Here is a 25,501-nt window from a genome sequence, read left to right as displayed (position 1 = left end):
CCGCCACGCCGAGATACACGCCCAAGGCGTCAGTCGAGTTCCAGACCCGTGCAACCGTTGAAGTGGGGGAACTGCTGCACTAGCTGGTTGACCGTCGCGAGGGCCTGAAACCTGCCATCACGAGCGTTTCACTCTAATTCGGTCACACGAGACAACGTCTGCAGGGAATTTTTTGACTCCCGGAAACAGCAGGTCTTTGCTCTTTCTTGCCTGATAGAACGCTTCGGCTCCTTCGCTCCAGGTGTCAAAAAGTAACATTCCGTCGGGGCCTACTATTACAGCTTCGATAATCCGCCCCTCGCCGGAGAAACCTCCGATATAACAATCCGGAGCTAACCAGTGCTCGCCATCGGGCTCCATCGCGGGAATTTGAACAGGATAAAAGACGCCTGGCTTGGTTTCCCACCGCCGTAACAGCTGCAGCCGAAAGCCATGGGGAATCGGTTTCTTCAGTTTTCCATACACCCGCACCGTAGAGCCGACCGAGACATCAGGCTTCGGATCCAAAATTTTGATTCCGTACTCGGCCACGTTTAATCGTTCCAGCGCTTTGCCAGCCGTGTATTGGACCCAGAAGTAGCTACCAACCGCTGCACAGAAACAGAGCCCCGCACCTGTGTAAAGTGCTATTCGGTCGCTAGGAGAAAATATGAACCCCTTGATGGTCAATGAGCCTGCAGCGCCTCCTACCAAAAGTAGAAACCCAAAAAGGAGGGGCAAGCCCCACGGCGACTTCACTAGCTCAAGCAGGGATTCTTTCATGTCGTGTTGCTCCTTGAGTTATTCGAGGACAATGAACGACAGCCATACAGCAGCAAGTGATTTATCACACTTCGTAAGGGTGCGCGCGATTTGCGCACACGGGGCAGCGATCCTCGTGCTGATGACCGCGAGGGAACCGGTCGATCAAGTTCAAGCACGCAACCGAGGCATCTCCAGCGGCCTGAGCTTGAGTATGGGCGATGTTCCACGGAACCATAAAGATGCGCTGAGGACTCTAGGAGTGGATCCAGGCGATTGGTAGCGAGATGACGAGAGTACACTGTCGATCAACGGAGGGCACCTTATAGGCCGGCGAGCGCCTGCTTACCAGCCACCAGCGATGAGGCTTCGGTTTGCTAGTCTGTCGGAAGCGCGTCGTTTACTTGCGATGAGCCGGCGTATCGGGCGGCCCGGGAAACAGCAGTCGAATTTAGTCTGTCGAATAGACGTTGCCGCAGCGCTCCGGGACCCATCATCGTCGGGCGCGAAAGATATGCGGACCCCCGAACGAACCGCCTACTCGTACCCGGCCAAACGAGCCTTCGACAGCCTCCGCCTCGGACCACGGGGCATGTGGTTTCTGGAAACGAACGGTTCCGATAGGGGACACCCCCTCGCAACCCGTCATGAGACCAAGGGCACACGCTAGCTCGCTAAGACGGCCGCGCTGTCTCGTCTGTTGCCTTTCTGGTTGCTTGTGCCCTCTGTAACCTTGACGCGCCCAACCGGTGCACGCAATCAGTATTGCCCTAAAGTTTCGCCCACGCTTGCCGATGTCTTGCTAGACCTCGCGTTCTATCCGCGAACAATAACGCCGCAAATGTAAAGGATTGGCCGTATGGACGTTTCTGCCGCAATCATCGATCAGCGCGTGACCGCTCTCATGGAAAAAGTCCGCGAACCGGCGCGCGAGCAACTGAAGATCTACGAAGACGGGAAGCTCAAGTCACTGAGTTTCGTTTTCATGTGTGTTCAGACGTTGCTCCTACTGGACGACGATGAGGCGTTCGACTGTCTCACCGAGGGCGGCAATGATTTTGGCGCCGACGCGCTTTACGCCAGCGACGAGCAAGACGGCGAATTCGTAGTGACTCTGTTTCAGGGGAAATACAAGCATAACTTAGACGGCGACAGTGCCTTCCCCGAGAACGGAGTCAAGGCCGCTATCAATGCCGTCCGCTATCTCTTTGATCCTAGCGCAGAGATCGCTGTGAACAAAAGACTTCTTGCAAAAGTTGAAGGCGTGCGTTCCCGTATACGCGATGGATTCATCCCTCAAATTCGGGTGGTCCTGTGTAATAACGGTGCAACCTGGTCACAGGAAGCGCAGTGTCAGATCGATCTACTCGGCGCAGGTAACCAGGTTACTTGGGAACACGTCAACCACGATCGCGTTCTTTCGATTATGCAGGCAGCTAAACCAGTGAATGATTCGCTCAAATTCACAGGTAAGGCTCTGGTAGAGGACTTCGACTTTAATCGTGTGCTTGTCGGAAAGGTAGCGGTAAGCGAGATAGCAGCGCTGGTCGAGCGTCATGGAGACCGTCTACTGGAACGAAACATTCGTCGCTATCTCGGACTTACCGGAAATCGTGTCAACGAGGGCATTAGGAACACATTAGCTCGCGATGAGGACCGCTCTAATTTCTATTTCTATAATAACGGAATTACTTTGACTTGTTCGAAGTTCGAGTACAACGCGCTTCAACAAACCGATTATCAAGTCCGAATAGAAAACCTTCAGATCATCAACGGCGGACAGACGTCAAACACCATTTTCCGAGCGATCCGCGCGATGAGTGAGGCGGAACGGCAGGGCATCGAAAAAGCGACGGTCCTTGTACGCCTCTATCAGTTGTCCGAGGCGCGAGCCGACTTCGTACAAAACATTACGTACGCGACGAACAGTCAGAATCCCGTTGATCTTCGCGACCTGAAGTCGAACGACGCAACTCAGCTTCGCTTGGAAACAGACATTGCTCAACTTGGCTATACATACCGGCGAAAGCGTAACGAGGCGTCAACTAGGCCCGATGATATAACCATCGGCACCGCCGCAGAAGCCGTGCTGTCCGTTTGGCTGCGACGGCCGCATCAGGCTAAGTATTTCAGCCGCGAGCATTTTGGAAAGCTGTACGATACCATCTTCTGCGGCGAACTTACTGGCGCGGAGGTCATCGTTTCAACGTTGCTTTACCGGATTGCGGAGAATAGACGCAAGCGGCCGGCAGCCGATGCGCCGGATTTTGTTCCTTATGCGTCGTGCTTTCTCGCAATGAGAATGGGGCAGTATTTGCGGGTGCTCCTTAACATACGAGATGGCGTAGCGTTTGACCATAAAACATTCCCTGAGGCGCGTCGACTGATCGAAGAAGAAGGTGAAACACTGTTTGATAACTCTGTGTCTGACGTCAAGAAGGCCCTAGCCGGGTTGTATAATCGAGAAGAACACTCGCTTCAGCGTCTTGCGGGAACGTTCAGACGTGGTGACCTCATTGAGGAACTGGCTCGCATTCCATTTGCATACGTTTGAGTCAAAAGGTTCTTAGTCGCCGAGCGTCGAGACTGAAATGCTACTAATGAGGTTTTCCCACCCGCAATGCCGAGTTGTTGTAACGAGGCCGAGCGCGGTCCGATACGCCCCAGATGAGCCCTCCGCGATCAGAAGGAGATAGCGACGCTAAGACGTTCCGGGGGCAGAGATGTTACGACATTGAGCGTAGTGATTCCGGACGACGGCAGCGCCTGGTCCGGTAGTCAGGTCCATCTCAAGTACGTCGCCAACTCGCCAACCTTGGGCCACTAGTTCATTCCACAAGTCGTCGGGAAGGCAAAACAAGCCGTCGCCACTTGAATCGGCGGTGTCCCGAAGTTCGAGTATCCAACGCTTCTGAGAGGCCAATTTGCGATCTCCACTCCACGGGCATCAAGGCCGGATACTTGATATGCGCCTTGGCCACACCTCAACAGCTAGGCTGCCGAAGGCGGCCGACCCGGGCCCAAATTCATCGTACATCAGATTCGCGTACTTACCCAACCAAGCTGCGGTTAGGGCGGCGAGAGTCGGCGCGAGAGTGACGTCTGCTCGAGCCCCTGTTGTCCGGCGTCCAACTGTCGGCTCGACCCGAAGTCGCCACTATCCAACGCCAAAGGGCCTGCGCTCATCTTCCCGGCATGCACGCTCACAGCAGCACCGCGATCGGAGAACAACGGCAAGAGATGGCCGCTGCGAGGTCAACGAAAGTATGATTGTTGAACCACCACGGGACGGCCGACGGACTTTTTAGTCAACAGCCCTTCCGACGACGTCGAGCATTCGCGGATTTTGCCCGGCGCACGAAACAGCGTACTGCGCTAAGGTCGCCTGCGCCTAGCTCCTGCCTTCCTTCGTTATACTCTTTTTATATTAAGTTGACTTGCTACATGGAATCCATCTTTCTAACAGCGTTTGTTGGCTTCGCAGGCGCGATTTCTACATTGTTAGGCGTTTCCATTACCAGCCGAACCCAAATAGCAAATCAGAAAAATAACAATCAATTTCAAATCGAACTAGCAAGAGAGAAAGCGCGGCACGATGCATTGGCTTTAGCGAACGCGTCAGCGGCTGATAAGCTAGCTTACGCGCACAAACTCCTCAGCTACATTGGTAGGGAATTTTCTGTGACCGGCCTCAACATCATGTGGACGGCGACGATGTCTGTAGACGACTTCAATTCGAAATACCTGGCATTGTGCGAGAAGGCCGACGAGCTTATGATGATCGTCGATTTTCACGCCCCCGAGGCTTCTGAAGTATGCCGCGTGATATACGGCCAGATGAATATATTTTGGGGGAGCTTTAAAAATGTCCTGTATCTAACGGGCGCCGGAAAACCTGTCGATCATGATACCCCTTGTTTTGGTAAAGCGCATGACGCCGCTAGGGAAATTAGCGAGAAAACTGTCTTTGCGAAAAGCTTCTTGCGACGTAGCTATCAGACCCTCTGCGTCGCCAGCTAGCTTTAAGCGGGCAGAGATATAGGATCCTGCGTCGGGCCTACCGTCGGCAAGGCAACGAATTAGAACCCAGTCGGGACAGGCATGCATCCCAGGTGCCACCATAGGCATGGGCACGTGACCCTCCGCTACGCCCGAAAACCCGAGAGTGGAAGCGTGAGCCGAATAGTTGAATCGCGCTCAGTTTTTTGAATTCTCATACCTACGGTAACGGCGCGAGCATCGCCTCAATCCTCTGTTCGACTTCGTCGAACTCGCAGGCAAGCTCGCTTACGTGATCGTCAGAATCGTCGTCCACCTGGCTCGAAGAGCAAACCTGCGAGGTCAATCCACTGCCGTCACGCTCCGTATGACGCAGCGACCGTGTCGAAGCGTTTCTCAGCCGCGTGGCAGCGTTAGGGTGCGTGCAATACGCGATGTCTGCGACTTGAAAAAAAATCGTCTTGATTGCGGCAATAAGCGCTGAAGTGGTTAGGGCATCGGAAAGTTGGCCGTTTGAGGATGTCTTTCCGATCAGAGCAGCGTCCCGTGGCCACGAAGCAACGTCATCACCGAAGCCTCGGCTTGCCATGTATTCAACAAGATGTGACATCAGATGGTCTGACACATTTTCGCACGTCGGCTTGCCTTTGCTGTTTTTTCGACCGCGAACGAGAAGCACTTGCGCTACCCTCGATCTCGATGAGCAGAAGTATTCATGTAAGTCACCAAGTCTCGCATCGGCAATCTCATGCACACTGAGTTCCGTCCAATACGTGAGCGAGACGATCGCTTGAGAGCGTAGCCCGCCCGTGGTCTGCTTGGCGTGTCGATTGAGAAGCCACCATTGCGTCTTCGTCAGATGTGGCGTACGCGTTGCATCTGGCTCCGGCAGCAGTTCGCTCAACGGCGCGGCAAGCGGATCGCAGACAAGGTAGCCTCGCTCGACCAGCCAAGCGCAAAGCGCCTTCAGTACTAACGTTGCGGTTCGTGCGCTGCTCAAAGACAGCGGCCCCGAAAATGGACGCCATGCCGGATCCCATCTTTGAATATGACGCGGAGCGACCCAACGGTGCGCCGGTGACGGATCACGAATGAATTTGAGATAGTCCACGCAATCCGACGACGTCAAACTCGAAAGAGCCTTGCGCCGTTCGAGTGTTGCCCAAAGAATAAGTCGTTCGGATTCCTTTTGATACATTCGTTTCGTAGAGGTGTTGTTCCCAATGGTACCTATCCATTTCTTCACAGCCTCGTAGTCGCAATCTGCGCCGCTGCGGTTCAAATATCTCGCAGCGCGGTTGTACCCATTCGATCCGTCGACCGTCGCCGGTGGTAGAAAGTGCTCAAACGGAACAATGTCGCTTTCGAAAGACCGCATACTTCGTAGGGTGCTTGCGACTTTCCTACTCGGCATCGTCGCTGCAATGTCAAGCTTGCATGCGCCTATTTCTGCATTGAACAACAGCCAGCCCCGGATGTCGGTCGCTGCCTTTGCGCCAAGCCCTTGGATTTCTTGATCGAAACGGAATCCATGGGTATTGACGAATGAGATGAGTTCGCCGACAGTGCATACTCCGGCAATGGCGAGCCTCTGCGCCAAGGAGGGAATCAGCCAGTCATCAAGCGCCTGGTTGGGCAGGAGCGGGGCAGTCACGTGGGGCGTTAGCCTAACGAGAGCAGCGTTAGCTCGACGCAGCAACCCGCAAGTTTGCCGCTTTCGCTTTTCGATCAATTCGTGGAGGTCGCCGAAGTTCTGGCGGAACTCGCTCAGCAGCCGCGATCTTGTTCGCCTATCTTTCTCGTCGGACGCTGGGTCTCCCGATGATTGTCGGTCGGTCTGCAGACTTGGCTGGAGCTTTAACCTGAGAAGGCGAGCGTCTGAAAACCATAATCGCGCCTCTGCGGCCGCCGATAATCTGCGCGCTAGAGAGTCGTAAATCTCGCCTGTCGCACGGCCTCCCTCCACCGCGCGAAGGTACTGATCAGCGAAGGGCAAAAGTGGATCGCCATTGAGGCCGCGGCGAAAGTATTCGATTTGACACGCACCAATCAGGCGAGGCGGCGCATTCTTTCCATCGATGGGTCTTCGCATGGTCTGAAGCTCATTTTCATTTGTGTAGATGGGATGCGAACGCGCTGCGTGGCTTTGTCATCGCTTCCATCCATTGAGCAAAGAGATCCGATCTAATCTCAATTTCGGATCCCGGTTGGAGCACCGACAAATGGGTCCTCATCCGTTTCGTCGTTGCAGAGTTCCAGTATCGACGGAGCATCCGGAAGCGTCATCCTTACGTGCCTGTGCGCGTCGATAGCGTCGCGCGGAGATGCTCTTGAAGCTAAGGAATCGAGCGATTTCTTCGGCGAGTAGCACGTCGCTATCCGGTTCGTTAGGCGGGCTGACGCCGTGCTGTATCAAGTTGACAAAGAGGCGTTGAGTTTCGAACTCTTGGCGATCAAAATGATTGACGGGCGGTGACAGCGCATCAGTCACCACATGCTGACCGCAGCGTGAACACTCCAAGCCATCGAGAGCAATCGAACTCGAACGCGCGGCCTTAGTTCGAATGGGTGCACCACAAGATTGACACGAATCACGCATTCTGACGAGGTGAATCGGGCAGATTGTCCATAGCTCGAAGCGCCACAGCGCGCGCAGGTAAGGTACTTCGTCGCTTTGCAAGCACGAAGGACAGTATTGGTAGGCTGGAAGGCCATCGGTACAATGCACGAGGTTTTGCTGCGCGTGGTCTCGACGCACAGATCGGAAACTGTCTGTGAGCTTGAAGAGATGGATCGGGTCGACGTTTGTTCCGTATGCAACGGCCCGTAGTGAGTCCATGCAAAGATCAAGGTCGGGATCGAAGCATAAGCGAACGCCTAAAGCTCGCAGTAGTTTATTAGTCGGCACGCCGTGCGTCATTGAAACTCGGGAAAGCCACGAAGCAGGTGATTCGCCGCTGATCGGAACAGGGACATATAGCAGCGACCTTGAGGGGTTCATCACTCGACGTCTCCAAAGAGAGGAAGTTGCACGGTGTGAGCTTCGGACCTACGACGTCGACGACGAAGGTTGCTAGCGTCCAGTCGCTGAAGAATCGACTGAACGATACGTTGATCCGCCGCACGTGTGACTTCCCTTCCGAGAAGCTCGAGTGATTGGCGCCAGATCTTCGTAATCGGGAACCGTCGACTACAGACGAGCTCCCCCATCCTCTGATATGCGCGTTCGAGGATGAGTAATGTCTCGAAAGTACTAGGTATGGCGTTCGCCGTTTTTGGATGCATGGCGGATTGCTCATCGTTAAGCACGCCAAAAGCCCAGACGACCCTCAGGAATGTGTCAAGGCTGACTTCGTCGAACAAACACAGTACCGTTTCGTCGGGACGTCTCAGCTTGAAATGTGCGCCACCAAGAAGATATTCAATTTGCTCGCATATAGCGAGCGCGCCTGCGGTTGGCGCTCGCGCACCCAGCATCTCTGGACCGAATATACGGTTACAGCGGCAGGTTTCCAGATCGATCCGCCTCCACGAAATCAGGCGGTTACATGCGCAGTGATCGATCAACATGGTTCCGCAGGATGTGCAGCAGCACATCATTGTTAAGGACCATGAGGCGAGCGCTCTATGCTCCGACACGAGACAATTCGGGCACAGTTGCGGACGGGTTTGGCGAAGATGCTGAGGCCGGTAGAACGTGTGTCCGATGTAGTCCGCGATGGTAGAGCCGTCTGAGAAATATCGATGAACGATCGCTCGCGACAGCCGTTGAGGGGTCGCACCAAACATAAATGCTAGCTCCGACGACTTCGCGTAGGGAAGGTATAAGTGGCCGGGCGAAGCGAGGTTTTCAGCGAGCTGATTGAATGCGATAGCGTTGTCGCTAGCTAAGCGAAGACTGTAACCGATGCCGTCCTCATCCGGGCCGATCTCGTCAGTGTATGCACACGGATGCAGGTCCTGGTGAGCAAACATCATGCAAACGGATTCTCGCGGCTGCACGCGTTGCCGAAGACGCGTCGGAATGCGAGTGACAAATGAGCGCGATCGACGATCTTCTTATGATCGTCAACCGCGATCATTGCTGCTTCGACAACCAGTTGTTTGAGGTTGCGAAACACTCCCTGGCTTGCGCAGTGCAACTCGCGAGACGATGCCGCGTGCATTGGGCTGAGGTCGACTTCTCCGCAACTTTCGACAAAGCCTCTAATTACGCCTTTCCACTCGGAGTCGTGTTTGAATGGACTGAGTCTGAAGGTGCTCGAGATGCGCGTACTAATTTGTGGGTCTCCGTTTTGGAGGGCAGCGAGTTCTTCAGTGCCGGCTAGGAGGATCGGTATCGCAGCAACGGTCATGTAGCGCTTGAGCCAATCGTTCATCGCGCGCCGCATCCCATCAGTCCGCGTAAGGAAAACATGATGGTACTCATCGAACGCGGTCAATTGGATCTTGTTGTGTGCGATCGCGTGTACAAGCACCTTGTTGATCTGCGAGTTAGTTCGTTCAGACGGTTTCGGGTTGATCGCATACTTGAAGTGTTCGAGAAGTTCGCTTTGAACATGTCCGACCGTAGGATTTTCCTTCAGGGACGCAACCAACACCGATTGGGGATTGAGGAACGACCAACCGGCGGCGTTAGTCCGCAGTAGTTCGATAAGCAGCGATTTGCCACAACCTGCCGGTGCGATTAAGCACATACCGCGCGGGGACCCGAGTTCATTTCCGAGCTGTATGACTCGACCTATGCCCTCCAACGCCTGCAGAAACGACGAGTGACTCACTACGACCGTATTCAATCGGCGGCCAACCGTTAAGGCATCCTCTGTATAAGGCATCCCGTTCTCCCTGCATAGTGTTGATCGGTCAAGCACAGTCAGGTATCTGGCTCAGGAATGATGTCCGATGTGAAGATTGGAAATTAGAGGTCGTCAAGAGAGAAAGTTTCGAATGTCGGTGTCTCAGCCGACACATCCTCTTGATGATCGTCTACAAACGCGCCGGAGGGGAGCATCTCCTCTTCATGAGAAATCGAAGGTGAACTATGGCCGCGTAGTTGCCGATAGGTCTTCGTGGAGGTCCTCAACTTTTTGCCTGCTAAGACTTTCTCGGCGAAAAAGTCCTGCAACGCCAGTTTGCTTTCTCGCAACACGCGTTCGGCATTCGATACGGAGAGTTTTTCTTTCGCTGCCGCGCGAATCGCCTTGTGCTGCGTTTGACTGAGCCCCGCTGCGTACTTTTGATCCTTCGCTTGTACGCGAAACCATAGCTTTCTTTTCGGATGTAAGACGTATATTTCTCCAAGATCGTGGGGATCGAATTTGACCGTCGTTTTGAAATTAACGTTGACTTCGTTACGTAATTCGAATAGTGCGTCATTAGTATAGGTTATGTAAGATAGCCAGACTCCGTTCTGACGCACTGTGACCTCCCTACTGATACCTGCAATCACGTTTAAACTGCTGTAATTGTCCACGAATGACGGAGCTGGGCACTTCTCCAAACCTTCAAGGAAGAGGTCGATGGGGCGGGAAAGCTTCTGGCAATGTATCTGGAACGGATGAACGTCGACGACCCATCGTAGAATTCCTTCACAAAGGTCATTGAAGGTTACACACGCCGTCACATTAGGGTCGATCGGATCGGCATTTCGTCCAGCAGGCCTTGGTCGTCCTTGCGGCGGAAGCTGTCGGCAAGCTTCCCCAATATAACGCTCGACTACTGGCTTGAACCAAGGCATTCGAACCGGACAGTTTTCGACGTTGATGCCAAGGTCGTTCGCTATCTCCTTGAGTTTAGACGAGTGATATGCCGCCGCGTTATCCACAACCAAGGTTTCCCAGAGCCCCTCGGCATGCCAGCGATTTTTTAGCTTTGCCGCAGAAGTTATCGCATCTTTCGGTTGTATGGCAATCTTGATCGTCCGGACTATACGTGCCAGTGACTCGCCTTCGAAGGAGATGTAGAAACCCGTTATGTACGCACTATAAGTGCAGACCATCAGTGTGAGGGTGGGCCTGCCGAGCGGTATGCCATGCACGTCGTCAATTACATAGAGGTCAAGAGGGGTATGGTCCATCTCTACGCGTTCCAGCGGCCGAGTCGCAATCAAACCGGGCTTCGAAAGACGCCACTTTGCCCTTGCTTCTGCTGTACCTAGCCTTGCTCGGTCGCGGTAAAAGGGAGGCGTCTCCAACGCGATTCGACGCACCGTGGACAAGCTGATTACCGAGCGGGTAGCGATGTGTTCCTTTTTTTCGACGGTGAGACGTTCGAGCGCTTGCAAGACGCGGTCATGCGCGGTTTTAATCGTGCAACCGTTTCGAATGAAATAGTACCGTCGCAGCACCTCTGCAACGACTGTTCGAACGTCGTCGCCGATGACTTTGGAGCGCTTTCGAAGAGGGGTTTTTGGAACGAGCGACAAGTGATCTCGATCATTCCGATCGTAAATTCGCATCCACCGCATAACAGTCGATGCTTTGGGCGGGTGACTATCGCGAAGCGCCTCACTTACAGCCGCAAGCGCTTCAGCGATGCGTTTTCGCTGGCCAAGGCTAATGCCGCGCTTATGCATCGCTCTGACATAATCATTCGCACGTATATAAGCCGCACGATGCCGCTCTGGCAATGAGTCTGCGCAAAAAACGACTCTCCTGCCGTCGGCATGGCAAATCGGTGCAGTGGAAGCTCGTCCGCTGATTACCTGAAGATTTCCGCTTGCGATGTCGTCGCAAAGTTTCGAGATTCGTTCTTTGCGAATTCTACCGGTGGAAAGGTTCTCGAGTTGCACATAACGGTCATCAAGTATTCGCTGGACTGCCCATTGCGCTTCGCCCAGTCGCAAAACCAAGTCTTTGTCCAATTTATAGACGCCCACGGTTCACTCCCGGAGAGTAGACTACGGTTTCGTTGGAGCATCTAAGTGATCGAGTAATGCGCAGAAGTCTTCGTCCGATCAATGCTAAAACCACTGACGTCGGAACTTCAGCAAGGGCCGCAAGCGAGGAAATTGTGATGCCGCTCTGGAAGTTGGCGGCCATCTTGACGATTTTGCCTGAAATATCGCTCGGTATGTGACTGCGAGCATGCCGTAAGAGGATAGCGGCGCGCTCGTGGCGATCGTCTTCGCGAATGACCTTTTCAGTTGCGACTAGGAAACGATAGTTCTTATCTTTGAGAACTTGAGCGGCTTTGATCAAGCGGGGACCATTTCTCGCATTGAAGCAGAATTCTGACGGCTTCACTTCGACAACGATCGTGGACTGCATTCCAGTCAGTAAGAAGTCGGGTGTGTAGCGTCCAAGATCACCCAAATCAATCACGAAAGGTTGGTGAGTGATCGAGGTAAGCGTGTGCTCAAGCAATGCTAGTTGAATGAAGTCCCGCTCCAGCAAGCTCTCGTATTCGACTGGATGAGACTGAAACCACGGACATGCGACAAAACCCACGCGCCGATGTGGCGAGCGAGTGACGACCTTCCGAGCATTTGGCATTTTGCCTCTCCTGGAATGAGTCCGCGCGTCCACAAAAGGACGGGGAGAGGAGGGCTTGACATGCCGACAGGCGTCGCCGATACTGAACTTGTCTAGGGTGCGTATCGACAGATACCACGGCGCCGTCAGTCCCTCCGGGATTTGACGGCGTTTTTATTTATTCATCGCAAACCTCCTTCGATAGATGTTCGACGAGGTTCAAGTCATTTGAGCGGTTCGTTTGCTCTCGTTGGATCTCAGCGAGTACAGTCTTGATTGCCTCGACGTCCGACATCGTGAGCTTGGGCATCACGTCGGAGATCTGCGGGCATAAATCGTATGCAAAAAATGGCGTACCCGGGGGTGGAAGTTCAGATGGCTGGGACAATCGAAACGCCTGTCTGAGCTTGATTTCACTGTTCGCGTCCAGGCGGAGCGCCAAAATCGCTGCGTCGACCAGCTTCTCGTCCTTTGGTAACCTGCCACCTCTTTCGATTGCAGAGATGTAGCTTTGACGGTAGCCCAGGCGCCGGGCGAACTCGCCTTGTGCCAACCCGAGATCGTACCGAAAAGCCCGGAGCAGCCGTCCGAATGGAGTCATTGCGGCCTCGCTTTGTGCTTTCCCGACAGTAGTAAATTTTTATCTACTTTTCAAGCAATATTTTGAATTAACGAGTGAACGGCGCGGCTCCGTGTATAACATGTGCTATACATTGCACCTTCGTGGATAGAATCGATAAGCGCCGTCCCTGTTGCGGGGGGCATGCAACTGACGCTTACGTGGCTTGCCATGCGGACTTTGCGCAACCCGCGACTACGCTTTGGCACTTGTTCGATCGACGAAGACCTCTACAGCTAGGATTGGCGCCACGTCGAGAGCCTGCATCGCTTGAAAGCCGTTGTGCCTGTCGGACGTCTTGCAACGGATCATTTGTCGGCGTCACACGCTTTCGCCCACAGATCAGCCGGTACGGGCGTATGCAGACCAAGCTGTTGAGCAGTATGCACAGGCAAGCGAAGCACGACGGTGCCAAGTCCGTGCTCCGCGTCAGCAATCGTCGTGAAGTCGATCGCAACGCCTTGTAATTGTAAGTAGACGACTCCTGTCTCAAATACATCTTCATACAAGTGCCAAGATGGCTCCTTGGAGCCTTCAGATTTGTACCGCGCAAGGGTTGCGTTGACGCTCATAAGTCACTCCAGTGCGATTCTCAGTATCGTCGTGAAACGGCATAAGGTGGATGAAGCAAGCCATACGCGGGTGCAAAGCATAGTGAGGCAATTGCGGTGGCAACCCGTTCACTTGGGACAGCCCTGCTGTCATTAATTCAACATTGAGAGCCTGTAGCTGTTTGATTAGCAGTTTTTCGCTGCAACTTCCCATCCACCCAGTCACACCAGTCGCGAAAGAAGGCCAATTCGCCTTCGCTGTCTATTGCCGGACGGCCAAGGTCACGTAACGCAGTCTTGAACGCTGTTCTGTGCGGCTCGGGAATGTCCGAGACACGCACTACGACAGGCCCATTCGGATGCTCAATCGCTTGAACACCGGCAAGAACCTCGCGAAAGAGCGTCGGACGCTTTCTCGTGTCGTTGCTCGCTCGAACGAGCAAGTTTGGGGTGAACGGCAAAGCGAGATCATGCTCGTTCATATCGGCGCTCCGGCTGTGACGTGCATTCTTGATCTTGAATTCGACTATCGCAGTCGCCCGCATTGCGCAGCGACCGGTGACAGTCTGGAGGAGTTACCCAAAGACAACGTCCATGAGGAACTATACACTCCGGGCCTTGCTGATCACGAGCGTTATCCCCCGCCGATCTCTTGGCGGCTACCGGCCAAAAGCGGTCCTCGAAGAATCCTTAAAAGCTGACATTGATAGGGCTGGAATTTCGTTCAGAGCGGCCGTTCGCGCCGCTGGTGCGACCACGGCTGCACCGTTGTCGAAGGTCTTCAAAAGCTTGGTGGTAGAAAGACGAGATCATCTTGTGGATTAGCATGTCGCATCCTGGGCAAAACCACACGCGGGAAGGGTCTTGAGCTTAGGTGCAGACGAAATCTCACGGTTTTCGAAGTTTGCCAGTCAGAAATCTGTTGGCAAGTGAGCCAGCACCACGTCCGGCCGCTAAACGCGTAGTTGGTCCATCGGCCCGAGTCCAAGCGCATGAATCTGACTCTGGGAGCGAAAAATGGATGTCTTCCGTCGCTGCAGGAGTTGCAAAGGACGATTCAAAGTACGGCCGCAATCCCCCAATCAGCGGTACTGCTCCAGTCACGAATGTCAGCTCACGCGGCGAAGGCTCTGGCAGAAAGAGCGCCTGCGGTCTGACAGCGACTATCGGGAGAATCAGCTGCGGGCTAGTGCAGACTGGCGAGCGCGCAATCCCGATTATTGGAAGTCTTATCGGCAGAAAAATCCGTTATATGTCGTTCGCAACCGTGAGAAACAGAAGAAGCGCACATCAGATCGTGCCGGCGCAAAGATGGACGTGTGGGCGCTCGACTCCGACTTACGATCGGGCACCTACATATTGACGGCCGTCTCCAACTCGTTGCGTTCAAAGATGAACGCGTGGATCGTCCAACTCACAGTGCTGAAGGCCACGGAGGGACCTCTTGCGGATAGATTGTAAATAGATGACTCGTGCCGGCTAACGTTACGCGCTGTTACTCTGAGTCCGACGCGAGGCGCTCGGGTCCGTAGGGCGTCAATTAACAGTTCGCTCGGACGAACTCTACGGCACACATGAAGCGGGTCATCGGACTGGTGGCAAGAATGGCAGGCGATTCTAAACCAACGGTGTTTGAAGGCGGCCCCCACACAAGAGCTGCCGAGTATGTTCGCATGTCGACCGAACACCAGCAGTATTCGACAGAGAACCAGCGATCGAAGATTCGAGACTACGCAAATCAGCATCGTCTCAAGATCGTTGCGACCTATGCAGACGAGGGCAAGAGCGGTCTTAGGTTAGACGGGCGCGCAGCACTGCAGCGACTGATCTATGACGTGGAAACACGCGCTGCCGACTTCCAAGTGATACTCGTATACGACGTCAGCCGCTGGGGACGCTTTCAAGATGCAGATGAGAGTGCCTATTACGAGTATGTGTGCAGACGCGCTGGCATCAATGTTGTTTACTGTGCCGAACAATTCGAGAACGACGGATCTCCTGTATCGACCATCGTCAAAGGTGTCAAAAGGGCCATGGCCGGAGAGTACAGTCGGGAGTTGTCAACGAAAGTGTTCGCCGGTCAGTGTCGATTGATCGAGCTCGGCTTTCGACAAGGAGGGCCGGCCGGCTTCGGCCTAAGAAGAGTTCTCCTCGACCAAGGTGGACTGGTCAAGTCGGAACTTGCACGCGGCGAACGTAAGAGCTTGCAGACCGACCGTGTCGTCTTGATGCCAGGCCCTGAAAGCGAGACCGGAATCGTTCGCTTGATCTATCAGTGGTTCATCGAGGAATCTCTGTCCGAAGCCCATATCGCGGCGAGATTGAACTCGATGAATGTCCGGACCGATCTCGATCGTGTGTGGAGCAGGGCCACGGTACACGAGGTCCTCACCAATGAAAAGTATATCGGCAACAATATCTACAACAGGGTTTCATTTAAACTCAAAAAGCTTAGGGTGGCCAATCCGCCCGAAATGTGGATCAGGAAAGACGGGGCGTTTAAGCCGGTGTTGTCACCAGACATATTCTACGTAGCTCAAGGAATCATGCGAGCCCGTGCGCATCGGTACTCCAGCGACGAATTGTTGGAGCGTCTAAAGGAACTCTATCAATCACGCGGCTTTCTTTCTGGAATGGTGATTGATGAAACCGAAGGAATGCCGTCTTCTTCTGTCTACTCTTACCGTTTTGGCAGTCTAGTTAGAGCGTATCAAGCGGTAGGGTTCACGCCGGACCGAGACTATCAATACGTTGAGATAAACCGACTTCTTCGCAAACTGCATCCGGAGATAGTAAATGAAACGGAGCGATTGATCGCCGAGATTGGCGGCGAGACTGTACGGGATCCTGCCACCGATGTGCTGTACATCATTCGAGAATTCACCGTTTCGATTGTCTTGGCGCGTTGTCAGCACATAGGCTTGGCGAAACGTAGATGGAAAGTTCGATTCGATGCAAGCTTGCTTCCCGACATAACGGTTGCCGTAAGAATGAAAGACGGGAACGAAACACCACACGACTATTATCTACTGCCGCGGGTTGACTTTGGACAACGCGACATCCAACTAACCGAACGAAACTCCGTGGAGCTCGAAACGTATCGCTTCGATACACTCGATTATCTTTATCGCATGGCTGAACGTGCGCGCCTACGGAGAGTAGCATGAATACATGCGTGCATCCACTCGAAATTCGGGCAATCCCGATCGACCGGATCGAGATAATCAATCACCGTGAGCGTAACAGTCGGATATTCGAAGAAATCGTCGGGAACATTCAGGCAATTGGACTCAAGAAGCCGATCGTTGTTACGTCACGGATTGCATCAGACGGCACTGAGCGCTTCATTCTCATTTGTGGGGAGGGACGCCTGACCGCGTTCACCTCGTTGGGAGAGCGCGAGATTCCTGCTCTAGTGGTCGATGTCGACGATGAGGACGCGCTTATCATGAGTCTTGCGGAAAACATCGCGCGTCGCCAATACCGTCCACTTGAACTTCTTTTCGGTATCCGACAATTGGCTGAAAGAGGATATGCAGCGAAAGCGATCTCCGAAAAAACGGGTTTAACTGCATCCTACATCCAGGGAATCTTGACATTGCTCAAGTACGGCGAGGAGCGGCTGCTCGTATCGGTGGAGAGTGGCGCGATTCCGCTGAATGCTGCGCTGTCGATCGTCCGTGCGGGCGACGATGATAACGCTGTCCAAAGTGCGCTTCAGGAAGCTTACGAGAACGGGCAGCTTCGCGGAAGGCAACTAGTCCGAGCTCGTCATGTGATTGAGAAGCGGCAATTACTCGGTAGGTCCATTGTTCATAAACCCCCAGGAAAAAGATCGTCGCTGACGGCGAGTGGACTAGTCAGAACGTATCAAAACGAGGCAAAACGCCAGAAGGCGCTCGTGAGAAAGGCAGACTTCACGCAGCAGCGACTGCTTTTCATTGTCGGAGCGCTGCGTCAACTATTCGCGGAAGAGAATTTTGTGAATCTGTTGCGCGCTGAAGCAATCAGTTCTTTACCCAAATACTTGGCAGACCGAGTATGGCCCGGGAGTGCAGCATGAGCCGAATTCAACTGGGTTTCATTCCGGAGCCGATAAGTGCTCCGTTAGAATCGGTCTTACCTTCGAGACAGCCAAGTGCTGGACTTGCAAATTCAAGGAAGTTCAAGCAGATTGTCTCATCAATCCAAGAGGTCGGCCTCATTGAGCCGCTGTCAGTCATGCCCGAGGACAAGAACCTCGGTGGCTTCGTTCTTTTAGACGGGCATCTGCGACTTATAGCGTTGCGAACGCTTGGTATTTCTCATGCGGCGTGTTTGGTATCAACCGATGACGAAGGTTACACCTATAACAATCGGGTGAATCGGCTATCTGCCCTACAAGAACATTACATGATTAGACGAGCGATGGAGAGAGGTGCGTCGCCCGAGCGCTTAGCTAAGGCACTTGGCGTCAATCTGTCTCATATTATCAGCAAGGCGACCTTGTTGGACGGAATCTGTCCTGAGGCGATCGACCTTCTCAAAGACCAACAATTTTCTCCAAGCCTCTCCCGCGTGATTCGGAGAATGAAGCCAACGCGACAGGTGGAGTGCATTGAGCTCATGCTAGCTGCAAACAATATTACTGCTGCCTATGCAGAAGCTCTGCTGGCCGCGACGCCGACCGATCGGCTGGTCGAAGGGAAGCGACGTCCTCGCCGCGTTATGGCGAGCGAGGAGCAAATCGCGAAGATGGAGCGCGAAATGAGCAATCTGCAAAGCAGGTATAAGCTCGCAGAACAGAGTTTCGGGCAGGACGTATTGAACCTGGTGCTGGCTCGCGGTTACCTGGCAAAACTGCTCGAGAATGAAGGAATAATGCGGTATCTGTTAACTCATCATCCAGACTTGGTCAAGGAATTCGAGCTGATCCTAGAGTCGGTATCGCTTGAGCAAGCGTAAACGTGCGTGGCCCGCGAATGGGCCGGTCATTGTTCTTTATGCGTGCCCTTATCATTACTATTGCGGTCGGATCGCGTCACGACAGCGTGCCCACAACTCACCCACGTCGGCGCTCGTTAAATCCAACGCAAGTGTTTCAGTGAAAACATTTTCGACTTGGAGGCAGCGTCGCCGTTGTTTGACGTGTTGTCTGCAGAGTTTCAATGCGAGTTGGCCGAGCTGAATGCGGGTCAGCCAGTCAAAGGATGTTGTCGATCGTGCCTGCCACAGGCGCGTAGATTCGACTAAGTGGGGAAGTGACCATGATTGCGTCAGTCCGTACGACACTAGCGTTGCACAAACTAGGTAGCAGACGCAGTGGACCCGGGTGTCGTCGGTGTCAAATTGAACGTTGAATTCGCGCATGACCATCGCACAGGAACTGGCATTGAGGTACGGCGCGCCAGCGATCAGACGGCGGGCTGGCTTCGCCGCTTTAGCAGAGAGGTTACGGCATTCTGCAAAGTCGATCTACGTTCGAGTTTGAAATGCAGCGTTTCGCGGACGACGACGCGCGCACCAAGGGAAGACTCAGCAGTTGCGAGGTTCAGGAAATGGTCGATCGGAATTTGGGGCGAATGCGGATTGCCACGTCCGCGTCGAGAAACATGCCGAATTTTCGCGCGCAAAGCGCTCGCATAGGAACGCGAACCTTGTCGCGGGCCGCCCCAAAGTTTCTGATCGCTCCGGACGCGTTGCTGGCTAACAAAGTTCGACGTGGGCGGATCTCGCATTGAAGCACCGATGCATCGGGTCTTCGAACGTCCGCTCCGCTGACAATGCCGGCCAACAAGGCGTCCGATTGGCGAACGGCGGCAACGGGTCGCGTAGCGACGTTCGATCCATCGAATCCGCACTTCGTGACGCTCCCGATTCTCCAATGATGCCGACTGCGTTGGAGTTACCTTCATATCTTTGATGGCAAACGTCAATGGATGAGACGGCTCGAGGAAGGGTAAACACCTAAGTTTGAAGGAACATCTCTTCGCGTGGGCGAGTCGTTTCATTTTGGTTCTTCAGCGGGTCCGCACGCAGTGATGGCCCGGGCTGGAAGTCGCGTCCCGCCATCCTAAGCCGCTGATCTGTTGGAAGTTCTGCGCCGTAAGAAACGGTGTGCTCGCGGTTTAGCGGTTCAACGTTCGACGAACGCAATTCAATGTTGGGTGAACTTCGACATCAAGCTGCTTAAGCGTTTTCCCGGCCTTTGCGTCCTTGAAATTGTCAAAGTCGCTCCATATAATTGGCACTCACTGCACGAGAGTGCTAACAAGATTGCCGTCCGGCGAGATCCTTCTCAAAGGACGGGTTTTCCCGCGTTTTCAGTCTCAATCAAGAGAGGAGTGTGTATGAACCTTCGTCCTTTGCACGATCGCGTCATCGTCAAACGTCTGGACCAGGAAACCAAGACCGCATCGGGCATCGTGATCCCTGAAGCAGCCGCTGAGAAGCCGGACCAAGGCGAAGTCCTGGCCATCGGCCCGGGCAAGCGCGATGACAAGGGCTCGCAAATCGCCCTGGACGTGAAGGTCGGCGACCGTGTTCTGTTCGGCAAGTACGCTGGCCAGACCGTCAAGGTCGACGGGCAGGAACTGCTCGTCATGCGCGAAGAAGACATCATGGCCGTTCTGGTCAAGTAAGCATCCTTCCTGCACGTTCGGCTTCGTCTGCCTGAGCCGCTCCTCCGAGCGCCGCAGCGAAGCCAGCAAACCGAATCGAATCAAGGAGTTTGGATATGGCAGCTAAAGAAGTCACTTTTGGCGATTCCGCACGCGCCAAGATGGTCGAAGGCGTGAACATCCTGGCCAACGCGGTCAAGGTCACGCTGGGTCCGAAGGGCCGCAACGTCGTGCTCGAGCGCTCTTTCGGCGGCCCGACGGTCACGAAGGACGGTGTGTCGGTCGCGAAGGAAATCGAACTGAAGGACAAGCTCCAGAACATGGGCGCGCAAATGGTCAAGGAAGTTGCTTCCAAGACCAGCGACAACGCAGGTGACGGCACCACGACCGCTACCGTGCTCGCGCAATCCATCGTTCGCGAAGGCATGAAGTACGTCGCATCGGGCATGAACCCGATGGACCTGAAGCGCGGCATCGACAAGGCCGTGGCTGCAGCAATCGAAGAACTGCGCAAGATCAGCAAGCCCTGCACGACGAACAAGGAAATCGCGCAAGTCGGCTCGATCTCGGCGAACAGCGACACGTCGATCGGCGAGCGCATCGCTGAAGCGATGGACAAGGTCGGCAAGGAAGGCGTCATCACCGTCGAAGACGGCAAGTCGCTGCAAGACGAGCTGGACGTCGTCGAAGGTATGCAATTCGACCGCGGCTACCTGTCGCCCTACTTCATCAACAACCCGGACAAGCAAGTCGCCGTCCTCGAAAACCCGTTCGTGCTGCTGCACGACAAGAAGGTTTCGAACATCCGCGATCTGCTGCCGGTTCTGGAACAAGTCGCGAAGGCTGGCCGTCCGCTGCTGATCATCGCTGAAGACGTCGAAGGCGAAGCGCTGGCTACGCTGGTCGTCAACAACATCCGCGGCATCCTGAAGACGGTTGCTGTCAAGGCTCCGGGCTTCGGCGACCGCCGCAAGGCCATGCTGGAAGACATCGCGATCCTGACCGGCGGTCAAGTCGTCGCGGAAGAAACCGGTCTGACGCTCGAGAAGGCAACGCTGGCTGAACTGGGCCAGGCGAAGCGCATCGAAGTGGGCAAGGAAAACACGACGATCATCGACGGCGCTGGCGAAGCCGTGAACATCGAAGCGCGCGTGAAGCAAGTGCGCAAGCAGATCGAAGAAGCGACGTCGGACTACGACCGTGAAAAGCTGCAAGAGCGCGTGGCCAAGCTGGCCGGCGGCGTTGCGGTGATCAAGGTCGGCGCTGCGACCGAAGTCGAAATGAAGGAAAAGAAGGCACGTGTCGAAGACGCACTGCACGCAACGCGCGCAGCTGTGGAAGAAGGCATCGTGGCAGGCGGCGGCGTTGCGCTGATCCGCGCACGCAAGGCGATCGACGGCCTGAAGGGCGCGAACGCGGACCAGGACGCCGGTATCAAGATCGTCCTGCGCGCCATGGAAGAGCCGCTGCGCCAGATCGTCACGAACGGCGGCGAAGAAGCTTCGGTCGTGGTGGCAGCAGTTGCTCAAGGTACGGGCAACTACGGCTATAACGCGGCAACCGGCGAGTACGGTGACCTGGTGGAAGCCGGTGTCGTCGACCCGACGAAGGTGACGCGCACGGCGCTGCAAAACGCGGCATCGGTGGCTGGCCTGCTGCTGACGACCGACGCAGCTGTCGCCGAACTGCCGAAGGAAGATGCTCCGATGCCTGGCGGCATGCCCGGCGGCATGGGCGGCATGGGCATGGACATGTAATCTGGCGAAAGCCGATTACATCGGCGCGGGCTTCGAAAGAGGCTCGCGTCATGCCGAAAGAAGAAACCCGCAGCGATGCGGGTTTTTTTTCGTCCGGACTATTTGTTCATTTCCTCGCGCAACTTCTGCGCGGCGGCCTTGTAGTCGTACGTCGGATAGAACTCCGTCCGATATCCGCCCCATGCGGTGCTTTCGATCGCGCGGTTGACTTCGCGCAACCGGTCGGCGGGTACGCGCAACGTGACGACCTGACCGATTCCCATCATCACGTACCACGACACCACTTCGACGCCCGGCGGCGGAAACTGCTTGAAGTAGCCTTGCTCCTTCAACTGCTGATTGATCTGGGGCAGCGTCTTCGATTCGTCGTGCTTGAGGAAGATCGTCAGCAGGAACGTGCCATCGCCGGCGGGCGTGGCGTTCTGAGCGTGTGCCGGCGTGGCCGTGAAAATGCAAGACGCGGCGAGCGTGGCCGCAAGCAGCTTGAGCATCTGAGGAACCTCCAAAAAGAACTTCAGACCTTGTGATGAATCCGCAGCCGCTCCATCAGATGCAGCGCGTTGGGCTGCGCGTGGCCCTCGGCGGTGTTGTCGAAGATGCACCAGACTTCGGCCGTCTTCTTCGCGCGGTTGTGCAGCGTGCGCGCGAGTTCGTCGAGATACGTGTAGTCGTACGAAGACCTGTATAACTCGGGCGAGCCGTGCAGCCGCACATACACGAGCGATGCGTCCGCGCGATGCTTGATCTCGCATTCGTCGGGAATCGGGTCGGCGTCGACGTATGCAATGTGATGCGACTTCAGCAACGCTGCCGCGTGCGTCGTGAACCAGCTATGTTCGCGCGCCTCGCACGCGACCGGCAACGTCGTGCGCTCGCGCAGCGCCCTGAAAAACGCGTCGGCGATGTCGTGATCGAACGGCAGGCTCGGCGGCAATTGCACGAGCCAGCATCCGAGCTTGTCGCCCAGTTGGCCGGCCGCGCGGAGAAAGTCGTCGAGCAGCGATTCGATATCGACGAGACGCGCGTCGTGCGTGATCGCCTTCGGCAGCTTGACCGAGAACCGGAATGACTCGGGCACGCTGTGCGCCCAGTTCGCGTAGGTCTGCTCGCGATGCGGCTTGTAGAAACTGGAGTTGATCTCGACGCACGTCAGAACGTGCGAGTAGCGTTCGAGATGAGTGCCTTCATGCGGAAAGCTCGCGGAGACACCGCTCGACAGGCCCCAGCCCGCGCAGCCGATGCGGATCGCGCCTTGCGGGCCGGGCTTGTGCAGATGGGGCAGTCGGTATGGCATGCGCTCGCGTCGCCTCCCTTCTTGTTGTGTGTCAGTGTCGGGCTTCTCCGGGCAATCCCGTTGGATCGTCGGGCAGCGCGGATGCGTCGCCTTCTTCGTCTGCATCGTTCGAGCGCGCCCAGAAAAAGCGATCCGGCAGATACGCGCCCATGCCGGGCCGGAACGCGGCGCGCGCGGCCTGAAACACATACTCTTGCGCCTCACGCGCGGCCTCGGCAGGTTCCTGACCGTTGGCGAGCAGGGCGGCGACCGCCGAGCCGAGCGTATCGGTGAGGCCCATGATGCGTTGCACGCTGCGCTCCCACGTGTCCTGTCGCACGAGCCCTTCTTCGCTGTAGAGCGTGTTGACGTGACGATGCGTGCCGGTTTCCATCGCGAGCACGTACTCGCAGCCCTGCGCCAGAATGTGGGAAATCGCGGAATCGAGCGTCGGCGATTCCGCGTCGCTGTCGGGCTGCGCGAGTTGCAGTAGCGTGGCGTGATCGGCAATCAGCATGGTGGTCTGCGGCACGAGCAGATCGGCGAGCGATTCGCGCAGTTCATCGGCGGACAGGACGTGTTCGTCGTCGAGCGTGAAATCGGGCGCGAGGATCAGCGGCACGTCGTCGTAATCGGAGACGACTTCGGCGATGGCGGACACGAGCTCCGCGCGCGTCGCCGCGCCGATCTTGAAGGCGGCGACCGGCATGTCCTCTAGCAACATGCGCGCCTGGGTCGCGACGGTGTCCGGATCGAGGCCCGTCACTTCATCGCAGGTCGCGGAATCGCGCACCGCGTAGCCCGTCAGCACGGTCGCGCCGTGACAGCCCATGCTGGCGAGCGTCAGCAAGTCGGCCTGCAGGCCGGAGCCGCCCGTGGGATCGGAAAGGCCGAAGGTGAGTACGATCGGTGGGGAATCGCCGGTCATGGCAAAAACGGACATTATGGTATTGGATTGCTTGGATGGACGATCGGCTCTAAGCGAACTCGTGCGCGCCTCGGCGCGTGAGCGAATGCCCGCTCGGTCATGTCTGATTATGCGGCCTAACGCCGCCAGGAATGTTTCTTTGCGCACTTTTTTCCGGTGCGCTAGCCTTCTTCACCGGACCCGGCGTGACGGCCGTTTCGACCCATGTCACGATGCGCGCACCGCAGGCGGGCGGCTTGCTAGGCATCGGCACGGCAACACGGTACCATCATGTCCTATTTTTAAACGACCAATCGACTCGGCATAAGTATGGAATACAGAAGCTGGATGTGCCTGATCTGCGGCTGGATCTACGACGAGGAGGCGGGATTGCCTGACGAGGGCATCGCGCCGGGCACGCGCTGGGAGGACGTTCCGATCAACTGGACCTGTCCCGAATGCGGAGCCCGCAAGGAAGATTTCGAGATGGTCCAGATCTGATCTTGTCGTTCTGCCGCGCCGCATGACTCGCGTCATGCGGCGCGCGTTTTTTGCGGACCGCGTACGTCGCTGACGGCGCGTGCCACGCATGGGCCGCCGTCGGGCGGCCCGTCCGATTTTTCGGATTTTGCAGCGTCAGATGAGTTCGTTGCGGCGATTCCGGCGTCGACCGACGTTGGCGAACAAAGATGCGAAAAGCCTTTGCAGGTTCGGTTCCCGCACCGGCCCGTTAAGGCATACGCTTGAAGCAGGCGCGGCGACGCCGTCTCCCGCCTGTCGATGACGCATTTAAACGGCGGGTGACGGCGGCCTTCCATCGCCGCGCCCGCGAACCGGCTTGTGAGCGCTTGTTATGACATCTCGTCCCGATCTGCCCGTTCCGTACGAAGCCTTGCCCAATCCGCGCGGCGGATCGGTGCGACTCGCAGAAATGGCGCTGACCGACGCGCTGCACGCGTTCCAGCGTCAGGGCGAAACCGGGGCGGCGCTCAAGCGCGCGATCGCCGCGCTGCATTCGGCGGGGTGGCTTCCCGCGCAGCGCTTCGCCGAGGCGCTGACGCTCGTCGCGCCGCTCGGCGAGGAATCGGAAGGTAGCCACGCACGCATCGCCGATGCGATCACGGTTTTTCGCGGCGCGGTCGAGCGGCGCAATCTGCGCGAACTCTCGTGCTCGACGGCGCTCTTCGATCACTATCGCGGCCTGCATGCGTTGCTTGCATCGCATACGCGCATCGCGCCGGTTTCCTACGATGACCTCGCCCTCGCGGGCCGCGCGATCGCGCCGGCGACGCTGCGCGGCATCGCGCCCGAGCGGCTCGCGCATACGCGGGCGCGCTATGAGGAAACGTTGCTGAAACTCTTGCGCGGACCGGCCGAAGGCTCCGCCGACACCTTCGCGCGCCTCGACGCCTGCCTCGACGAACTGCGCGGCCCGGATCCCTACGATTTCTGGCGGCTCGCGTCGTCGGCGGTCGTGGGGGGGGGGGGGGGGGGGGGGGGGGGGGGGGGGGGGGGGGGGGGGGGCCCCCCCCCCCCGGGCGGCGCGGGGGGCGCGGCGGGGCGGCTGGCGCTCCGGCGCGGCG

General features: G+C 56.1%; 21 protein-coding genes and 1 pseudogene. 9 read left to right on the top strand and 13 right to left on the bottom strand.

Annotated elements, in window-relative coordinates; all coding sequences use genetic code 11:
- Positions 1-117: 117 nt before the first annotated feature.
- A complete protein-coding gene (locus tag NCS67_RS10140) occupies positions 118-762 on the bottom strand; it encodes a hypothetical protein (RefSeq protein WP_250435087.1) in 645 nt (214 codons plus the stop codon).
- 838 nt (positions 763-1,600) lie between these two features.
- Here NCS67_RS10140 and NCS67_RS10135 point away from each other — a divergent pair.
- Positions 1,601-3,295, top strand: coding sequence for an AIPR family protein (locus NCS67_RS10135; protein WP_250435086.1), 1,695 nt, complete (start codon positions 1,601-1,603; stop codon positions 3,293-3,295).
- 890 nt (positions 3,296-4,185) lie between these two features.
- A complete protein-coding gene (locus NCS67_RS10130) occupies positions 4,186-4,761 on the top strand; it encodes a hypothetical protein (RefSeq protein WP_250435085.1) in 576 nt (191 codons plus the stop codon).
- Positions 4,762-4,960: 199 nt separating this feature from the next.
- On the opposite strand, the gene NCS67_RS10125 is transcribed toward NCS67_RS10130, so the two are convergent.
- From NCS67_RS10125 to NCS67_RS10095, 9 genes are all read right to left on the bottom strand, one after another.
- The gene (locus NCS67_RS10125) at positions 4,961-6,832 is read right to left on the bottom strand and encodes a phage integrase family protein (RefSeq protein ID WP_250435083.1); all 1,872 of its coding nucleotides are present in this window, start codon (positions 6,830-6,832) and stop codon (positions 4,961-4,963) included.
- A 138-nt stretch (positions 6,833-6,970) separates the two neighbouring features.
- Positions 6,971-7,741, bottom strand: coding sequence for a TniQ family protein (locus NCS67_RS32010; protein ID WP_350029133.1), 771 nt, complete (start codon positions 7,739-7,741; stop codon positions 6,971-6,973).
- Entirely contained in the window at positions 7,741-8,715 is a 975-nt protein-coding gene (locus tag NCS67_RS32005; protein WP_350029132.1) for a TniQ family protein, read from the bottom strand. Before NCS67_RS32005 ends, NCS67_RS32010 begins: the two co-directional genes overlap by 1 nt.
- Positions 8,715-9,575 (bottom strand): TniB family NTP-binding protein, encoded by an 861-nt coding sequence (locus NCS67_RS10120; RefSeq protein ID WP_250435081.1) that lies wholly within the window; start codon positions 9,573-9,575, stop codon positions 8,715-8,717. Before NCS67_RS10120 ends, NCS67_RS32005 begins: the two co-directional genes overlap by 1 nt.
- Before the next feature lie 83 nt (positions 9,576-9,658).
- Positions 9,659-11,617 (bottom strand): TnsB C-terminal domain-containing protein, encoded by a 1,959-nt coding sequence (locus NCS67_RS10115; RefSeq protein ID WP_250435079.1) that lies wholly within the window; start codon positions 11,615-11,617, stop codon positions 9,659-9,661.
- Positions 11,604-12,233, bottom strand: coding sequence for a TnsA endonuclease N-terminal domain-containing protein (locus NCS67_RS10110; RefSeq protein ID WP_250435078.1), 630 nt, complete (start codon positions 12,231-12,233; stop codon positions 11,604-11,606). The genes NCS67_RS10115 and NCS67_RS10110 overlap by 14 nt, the downstream gene beginning before the upstream one ends.
- A gap of 157 nt (positions 12,234-12,390) precedes the next feature.
- Complete coding sequence (locus NCS67_RS10105; protein WP_250435077.1) at positions 12,391-12,813, bottom strand: helix-turn-helix domain-containing protein; 423 nt, start codon at positions 12,811-12,813, stop codon at positions 12,391-12,393.
- A 326-nt stretch (positions 12,814-13,139) separates the two neighbouring features.
- The gene (locus NCS67_RS10100; RefSeq protein WP_250435076.1) at positions 13,140-13,403 is read right to left on the bottom strand and encodes a hypothetical protein; all 264 of its coding nucleotides are present in this window, start codon (positions 13,401-13,403) and stop codon (positions 13,140-13,142) included.
- 137 nt (positions 13,404-13,540) lie between these two features.
- Positions 13,541-13,864 carry a hypothetical protein gene (locus tag NCS67_RS10095; protein ID WP_250435075.1) on the bottom strand — a complete coding sequence of 108 codons (324 nt, stop codon included), beginning with the start codon at positions 13,862-13,864 and terminating at the stop codon, positions 13,541-13,543.
- A gap of 1,122 nt (positions 13,865-14,986) precedes the next feature.
- Here NCS67_RS10095 and NCS67_RS10090 point away from each other — a divergent pair.
- The 5 genes from NCS67_RS10090 (at position 14,987) to groL (ending at position 21,738) form a co-directional block, all read left to right on the top strand.
- Positions 14,987-16,549, top strand: coding sequence for a recombinase family protein (locus NCS67_RS10090; protein WP_250435164.1), 1,563 nt, complete (start codon positions 14,987-14,989; stop codon positions 16,547-16,549).
- The gene (locus tag NCS67_RS10085; RefSeq protein ID WP_250435074.1) at positions 16,546-17,445 is read left to right on the top strand and encodes a plasmid partitioning protein RepB C-terminal domain-containing protein; all 900 of its coding nucleotides are present in this window, start codon (positions 16,546-16,548) and stop codon (positions 17,443-17,445) included. The genes NCS67_RS10090 and NCS67_RS10085 overlap by 4 nt, the downstream gene beginning before the upstream one ends.
- Positions 17,442-18,326 (top strand): plasmid partitioning protein RepB C-terminal domain-containing protein, encoded by an 885-nt coding sequence (locus NCS67_RS10080; RefSeq protein WP_061165134.1) that lies wholly within the window; start codon positions 17,442-17,444, stop codon positions 18,324-18,326. Before NCS67_RS10085 ends, NCS67_RS10080 begins: the two co-directional genes overlap by 4 nt.
- Positions 18,327-19,711: 1,385 nt before the next feature.
- Entirely contained in the window at positions 19,712-20,002 is a 291-nt protein-coding gene (locus tag NCS67_RS10075) for a co-chaperone GroES (RefSeq protein WP_250435073.1), read from the top strand.
- Between the two features lie 95 nt (positions 20,003-20,097).
- Entirely contained in the window at positions 20,098-21,738 is a 1,641-nt protein-coding gene (gene groL / locus NCS67_RS10070) for a chaperonin GroEL (RefSeq protein WP_008342681.1), read from the top strand.
- Between the two features lie 98 nt (positions 21,739-21,836).
- Here groL and NCS67_RS10065 read toward each other — a convergent pair whose 3' ends face one another.
- The 3 genes from NCS67_RS10065 to thiD are packed head-to-tail and all read right to left on the bottom strand — an operon-like array spanning position 21,837 to position 23,939.
- Positions 21,837-22,229, bottom strand: a complete 393-nt coding sequence (locus tag NCS67_RS10065) for a hypothetical protein (protein ID WP_175980444.1) — start codon at positions 22,227-22,229, stop codon at positions 21,837-21,839.
- A 23-nt stretch (positions 22,230-22,252) separates the two neighbouring features.
- Positions 22,253-23,032 carry a DUF72 domain-containing protein gene (locus NCS67_RS10060; protein WP_250435072.1) on the bottom strand — a complete coding sequence of 260 codons (780 nt, stop codon included), beginning with the start codon at positions 23,030-23,032 and terminating at the stop codon, positions 22,253-22,255.
- Positions 23,033-23,063: 31 nt separating this feature from the next.
- Positions 23,064-23,939, bottom strand: coding sequence for a bifunctional hydroxymethylpyrimidine kinase/phosphomethylpyrimidine kinase (gene thiD, locus NCS67_RS10055; protein ID WP_250435071.1), 876 nt, complete (start codon positions 23,937-23,939; stop codon positions 23,064-23,066).
- A 309-nt stretch (positions 23,940-24,248) separates the two neighbouring features.
- Between thiD and NCS67_RS10050 the strand changes: the two genes are divergently transcribed.
- Both NCS67_RS10050 and NCS67_RS10045 read left to right on the top strand, forming a co-directional pair.
- Complete coding sequence (locus NCS67_RS10050) at positions 24,249-24,419, top strand: rubredoxin (RefSeq protein WP_008342674.1); 171 nt, start codon at positions 24,249-24,251, stop codon at positions 24,417-24,419.
- A 352-nt stretch (positions 24,420-24,771) separates the two neighbouring features.
- Positions 24,772-25,501, top strand: a pseudogene (locus tag NCS67_RS10045) (hypothetical protein); the annotation flags it as partial.

Origin of the sequence: Caballeronia sp. ATUFL_F2_KS9A, from assembly GCF_023630765.1 — a bacterium.
In the GTDB taxonomy this organism is placed as follows: domain Bacteria; phylum Pseudomonadota; class Gammaproteobacteria; order Burkholderiales; family Burkholderiaceae; genus Caballeronia; species Caballeronia zhejiangensis.
This window is presented reverse-complemented; position numbering and strand designations above follow the sequence as displayed.

Coding starts and splice junctions, on each gene's coding strand:
- thiD (WP_250435071.1), bottom strand. CDS start 23,939: ATGACCGGCGATTCCCCACCGATCGTACTCACCTTCGGCCTTTCCGAT.
- NCS67_RS10100 (WP_250435076.1), bottom strand. CDS start 13,403: ATGAGCGTCAACGCAACCCTTGCGCGGTACAAATCTGAAGGCTCCAAG.
- NCS67_RS10110 (WP_250435078.1), bottom strand. CDS start 12,233: ATGCCAAATGCTCGGAAGGTCGTCACTCGCTCGCCACATCGGCGCGTG.
- NCS67_RS10125 (WP_250435083.1), bottom strand. CDS start 6,832: ATGCGAAGACCCATCGATGGAAAGAATGCGCCGCCTCGCCTGATTGGT.
- NCS67_RS10105 (WP_250435077.1), bottom strand. CDS start 12,813: ATGACTCCATTCGGACGGCTGCTCCGGGCTTTTCGGTACGATCTCGGG.
- NCS67_RS10120 (WP_250435081.1), bottom strand. CDS start 9,575: ATGCCTTATACAGAGGATGCCTTAACGGTTGGCCGCCGATTGAATACG.
- NCS67_RS10135 (WP_250435086.1), top strand. CDS start 1,601: ATGGACGTTTCTGCCGCAATCATCGATCAGCGCGTGACCGCTCTCATG.
- NCS67_RS32005 (WP_350029132.1), bottom strand. CDS start 8,715: ATGTTTGCTCACCAGGACCTGCATCCGTGTGCATACACTGACGAGATC.
- NCS67_RS10075 (WP_250435073.1), top strand. CDS start 19,712: ATGAACCTTCGTCCTTTGCACGATCGCGTCATCGTCAAACGTCTGGAC.
- NCS67_RS10095 (WP_250435075.1), bottom strand. CDS start 13,864: ATGAACGAGCATGATCTCGCTTTGCCGTTCACCCCAAACTTGCTCGTT.
- NCS67_RS10085 (WP_250435074.1), top strand. CDS start 16,546: ATGAATACATGCGTGCATCCACTCGAAATTCGGGCAATCCCGATCGAC.
- NCS67_RS10060 (WP_250435072.1), bottom strand. CDS start 23,032: ATGCCATACCGACTGCCCCATCTGCACAAGCCCGGCCCGCAAGGCGCG.
- NCS67_RS32010 (WP_350029133.1), bottom strand. CDS start 7,741: ATGAACCCCTCAAGGTCGCTGCTATATGTCCCTGTTCCGATCAGCGGC.
- NCS67_RS10080 (WP_061165134.1), top strand. CDS start 17,442: ATGAGCCGAATTCAACTGGGTTTCATTCCGGAGCCGATAAGTGCTCCG.
- NCS67_RS10140 (WP_250435087.1), bottom strand. CDS start 762: ATGAAAGAATCCCTGCTTGAGCTAGTGAAGTCGCCGTGGGGCTTGCCC.
- NCS67_RS10050 (WP_008342674.1), top strand. CDS start 24,249: ATGGAATACAGAAGCTGGATGTGCCTGATCTGCGGCTGGATCTACGAC.
- groL (WP_008342681.1), top strand. CDS start 20,098: ATGGCAGCTAAAGAAGTCACTTTTGGCGATTCCGCACGCGCCAAGATG.
- NCS67_RS10130 (WP_250435085.1), top strand. CDS start 4,186: ATGGAATCCATCTTTCTAACAGCGTTTGTTGGCTTCGCAGGCGCGATT.
- NCS67_RS10090 (WP_250435164.1), top strand. CDS start 14,987: ATGGCAGGCGATTCTAAACCAACGGTGTTTGAAGGCGGCCCCCACACA.
- NCS67_RS10065 (WP_175980444.1), bottom strand. CDS start 22,229: ATGCTCAAGCTGCTTGCGGCCACGCTCGCCGCGTCTTGCATTTTCACG.